The organism is Actinomadura rubrisoli (assembly GCF_004349215.1).
Lineage (GTDB): Bacteria > Actinomycetota > Actinomycetes > Streptosporangiales > Streptosporangiaceae > Spirillospora > Spirillospora rubrisoli.
In genome coordinates this window covers 1-3,213 of record NZ_SMKU01000574.1, presented here as the reverse complement: position 1 = coordinate 3,213, position 3,213 = coordinate 1, and the positions used below count along the sequence as shown (strand labels likewise).

The following is a 3,213-nucleotide window of genomic DNA, read 5'->3' as shown; positions in this document are numbered from 1 at the left end:
GTCGAGGGCGGCGCGCCGGTCGTTCTCCTGCGACTGGACGTGCACGGACAGGCGGGCGATCTCGGGCTCGACCTCCAGGACGGCCTCGCCGCGCACGCTGATCAAAGGAGCGTCGCTCATACAGGCCCTCGTCGGAGAGCTCGACGAGGCCGGTGAGGCGGGAGCCGAGCGCCTCGGCGTAGCTGCGGGCGCGGGCGACGGCCTCGTGGGCGGCCTGCCGGGCGGCGCGCCCGTACACCTCGCTGCCCGGCCGCAGCGCCCAGTCGGGGCCGTTGACGTAGGTGCGCTCCAGGTCGCCGAGCCGGGTGACGAGCTCGCCCAGCACCGCGAAGTCGGAGATCACGATCTTGATCCAGACGGTGCCCTGGTAGGCGCGGATGTCGCCTTCGCGGCGCCGGTGCTTCAGCACAGGGGTGATGGTCAGCCCACCGGTCTCCAGCTTCTCGACGGCCTCGCCGTAGGACTGGACGAGGTCGAGGCACCGCTGGTTGCGCTCGACCAGGTGGTCGAGGGCGGCGCGCCGGTCGTTCTCCTGCGACTGGACGTGCACGGACAGGCGGGCGATCTCGGGCTCGACCTCCAGGACGGCCTCGCCGCGCACGCTGATCAAAGGAGCGTCGCTCATACGGGCCAACCTAGCCGCTCGCCGGCGGATCGGAACGGGCTCCGCCGAGCCGGTCGGCGGCGCGGGGCCGCCGGTTCCGCCGGAACGCGTGGTCAGAGGAAGGTTCGGCCCTCTCCTCGGTAGGTCGGAACGGTCCTCACGAACCGGTCGCCGTCGATCAGGTGGAGGGCGTCGAAGCGTTCGCACAGCTCCCCGGCCTTGGTGTGGCGGAACCAGACGCGGTCGCCGATGGCGAGACGGTCGGCGGTGCGGCCGAGCAGCGGGGTCTGCACCTCCCCGGCGCCCTCGTTGGGGTCGTAGGACAGGCCCGTCGGCAGGTAGGGCTGGGGGAGCCGGACGGCGTCGCCGGGGCCGGAGGCGAGGTAGCCGCCGCCGAGGCAGGTGGCGACGCCGGGCCCGGGGCGGCGGACGACGGGCAGGGCGAACAGCGCGGCGGGCCGTCCGCTGAAGGTGGAGTACTGGTCGAACAGGTGCGGCTGGTAGAGGCCGGACCCGGCGGCGACCTCGGTGACGGCGCGCTCGGCGGCGGTCGTCTCGACGCTGCCGGTGCCGCCGCCGTTGACGAACTCCAGGTCGGTCAGGTCGCGGACGGCCCGGACGATCGCGGCGCGGCGGCGGGCCAGCTCGATCCGGGACCGCCGCTGCATGGCGCGGATGGCGCGGGCGCGGGCGGGCCGTCCGGGCGGGACGTCGCCGACGCCGGCGATCTGCGACTCGTAGGCCATGAGGCCGACGAGGTCGAGCCCGGGGCGCTTGAGGATCCGCTCGGCGAGCGCGCCGACCTGGGCGGGAGTGCGCAGCGGGGAGCGCCGCGCGCCGATGCGGACGCGTCCGCCGAACGGGGCGTAGGAGGCGTCGATGTCGACGCAGACGCGGATCCGCCGGTCCCCGGCGGCGCGCTCGATGAGGTCGAGGTGCTCGGGGCAGTCGGCCATCAGCGTGACGGCGCGGGCGGCGGCGGGGTCGGCGGCCAGCGCGGCGATCGCGGTGCGGTCGGTGGTCGGGTAGGCGACGAGGACGTCGTCGCTGACGCCCTCCTGGACCAGCCAGAGGGCCTCGGGGAGCGTGAACGCCATGATCCCGGCGAAGCCGTCCATGGCGAGGGCCTCCTCCAGGAGCGCCCGGCAGCGCACGGACTTGCTCGCCACGCGCAGCGGCTTGCCGGCCGCGCGGCGCACGAGGTCGGCGGCGTTCGCGCGGAAGGCCGCCAGGTCGACGACGGCGAGCGGCGCTTCGAGCCCGGCCGTCGCGGCGTCGTAGCGGTCCCGGAGGTTCATGCTTTTCACACTGCCATAGGTCCGGCAAATATGAAAATCCCTCACATCTGGGTAACGGCCCCGCTCAGCGCGTGCGCGGGTGGCTCGCGAAGAAGTCCCACAGCAGGGCGCCGGCTTCGGGCGGCCACTTGTGCGTGCCGCCGTCGATCTTGCAGAAGGCCACCTCCGCGCCGCCGGTCCCCTTGCCGGTGCCGGTGCACTCCGTCCCGCCGGACAGGGCCCGCATCCGCTCGCGCGGCTCGGGCAGCCTGCCGACCTTACGCCAGAAGTCCACCGCGAACGACACCGGCGGGAACGGCCGCTTGTCGTTGAAGTCGCGGTCGCCGCCGCCGTTGAACGGCACACTCCGGTCGGCCGTCCCATGGAAGATCATCGCCGAGACCGGACGGTCGGGGTCGCACGGGGTCACCAGCGCGCCCTCGACCACCCCGATCGCCGCCACCTTGCCCGGTTTCTCGCAGGCAAGCCGGTAGGACATCCCGGCGCCGTTGGAGAAGCCCGTGACGTAGACGCGGTCCGGGTCGGCCAGGCCCGCGCCGGTCAGCTTGTCGATCAGCTTGCCCAGGAACCCGACGTCGTCGATGCGCCCGATCTTCGCGGGGCCGCAGCAGTCGCCCGCGTTCCATGTCGTCATGAACCCGTCGGGGTAGGCGACGAGGAAGCCCTTGCCGTCCGACAGGCGGTCGAAGCCGGTCAGCGACCGCATCTGCCCCATGGTGGCGAACCCGCCGTGCAGGGCGATGACGAGGGGCGCCGGGTCGGCGGGCCTGCCGTCCCGCCACCTCCCGCCCGCGATCTTGGACGGGACGTGCAGCAGGTACTCGCGGTGCCCGAGCGTGCCCACGTCCAGCTTCTGCTTGTGCGTGCCCGCCGCGGTCTGGACGCCGTCCACGGTCGCGGGCCGCTTGCCGTCCCCGCCCTTGGTGGCCTTGCCCGTGCCGCCGTCCTTGCCGCCGTCCTTGGAGTCGGTGCAGCCCGCCAGGACGAGGCCGACCGCCAGTACCAGGAGCAGGAGTCGCCGCATGCAAGCAAAAGTAACCCCAACGGGAGCCCGTAAACTACTCGTCAGTAGGTCATCATTCCGGGTTCGTGACGCGGGCCAGCACGATCCCGGAGAGGATCAGGGTGAGCGCGGCCGCCCGTCCGGCCGTGACCGGGTCCTTCTGGACGACGATGCCGAGGGCGACCGCGCCGACCGCCCCGATGCCGGTGAAGATCGCGTACGAGGTGCCGACCGGCAGCGTCCGCATCGCGTGCGAGAGCAGGTAGATCGAGAACGCGCCGAGCGCGAAGCAGACGAGGGTGGGCAGC

At 73.1% G+C, this 3,213-nt stretch carries 4 protein-coding genes; all 4 read right to left on the bottom strand.

Annotated features, from left to right (window positions below; translation table 11 throughout):
• Positions 1-625, bottom strand: a 625-nt coding sequence (locus tag E1298_RS45500; RefSeq protein WP_131903584.1) for an SIMPL domain-containing protein, incomplete at its 3' end; no start/stop codon positions are given.
• 92 nt (positions 626-717) lie between these two features.
• The gene (locus E1298_RS45495; RefSeq protein WP_131903583.1) at positions 718-1,902 is read right to left on the bottom strand and encodes an amino acid deaminase/aldolase; all 1,185 of its coding nucleotides are present in this window, start codon (positions 1,900-1,902) and stop codon (positions 718-720) included.
• Between the two features lie 64 nt (positions 1,903-1,966).
• Positions 1,967-2,926, bottom strand: coding sequence for a CE1 family esterase (locus E1298_RS45490; protein ID WP_131903582.1), 960 nt, complete (start codon positions 2,924-2,926; stop codon positions 1,967-1,969).
• Positions 2,927-2,978: 52 nt separating this feature from the next.
• The coding region (locus E1298_RS45485) for a DMT family transporter (protein WP_131903581.1) at positions 2,979-3,213 on the bottom strand (235 nt) is incomplete at its 5' end.

What these genes read in the sequence shown, in the direction of transcription:
- E1298_RS45490 (WP_131903582.1), bottom strand. Translation starts at nt 2,926, where the DNA reads ATGCGGCGACTCCTGCTCCTGGTACTGGCGGTCGGCCTCGTCCTGGCG.
- E1298_RS45495 (WP_131903583.1), bottom strand. Translation starts at nt 1,902, where the DNA reads ATGAACCTCCGGGACCGCTACGACGCCGCGACGGCCGGGCTCGAAGCG.